Source organism: Candidatus Symbiopectobacterium sp. NZEC135 (assembly GCF_025962695.1).
The window spans coordinates 1-535 of record NZ_JAGFPF010001466.1 but is presented as its reverse complement, the minus strand read 5'-3'; the positions used below and the strand labels follow the sequence as shown (position 1 = coordinate 535).

Annotated in this window: 1 protein-coding gene and 1 pseudogene; one reads left to right on the top strand and one right to left on the bottom strand. The window is 58.7% G+C overall.

The window, feature by feature from the left end; genetic code table 11:
* Positions 1 to 113, top strand: a pseudogene (locus J5224_RS34860) (NAD(P)-dependent dehydrogenase); the annotation flags it as partial.
* Between the two features lie 51 nt (positions 114 to 164).
* On the opposite strand, the gene J5224_RS34855 reads toward J5224_RS34860, so the two are convergent.
* Positions 165 to 535, bottom strand: a 371-nt coding sequence (locus J5224_RS34855; protein ID WP_264629370.1) for an aldo/keto reductase, incomplete at its 5' end; no start/stop codon positions are given.

The following is a 535-nucleotide window of genomic DNA, read 5'->3' as shown; positions in this document are numbered from 1 at the left end:
GATCCGGGCAGCCGGCAGAGATCGCGCCGCTTTACGTGACACTGGCGTCGAAAGCCTGTAGCTACACCTCGGGGCAGGTCTGGTGTTCAGACGGTGGCACCGGGACACTTTAGGCGAAAAAAAGGCCCAACATGCTGGGCCTTGATCGATATTTTAGCCGCGCATCAAGGTGCCGGGATGGTAAAACGGCGGTGAATCTCTTCCAGCTCAGCCAGCACGTCGGCATTCAATTGCACTTCAAGGCTGGCAAGGTTGATGTCGAGTTGTTCAAGCGTGGTTGCCCCCAGAATGGTACTGGCGACGAACGGCTGCTGACGCACAAACGCCAACGCCATCTGTGCCGGATCCAGCCCGTGACGTTGTGCCAGCGCCACGTATTCGGCAATAGCTTGCTGGGTGTGCGGCGCGCTGTAGCGCACAAAACGACTGAACAGCGTATTGCGCGCACCGGCAGGCTGCGCGCCATTCAGATATTTCCCGGTTAATGTGCCAAAGGCGAGGGGCGAATAGGCTAACAGCTCCACCCCTTCGTGCT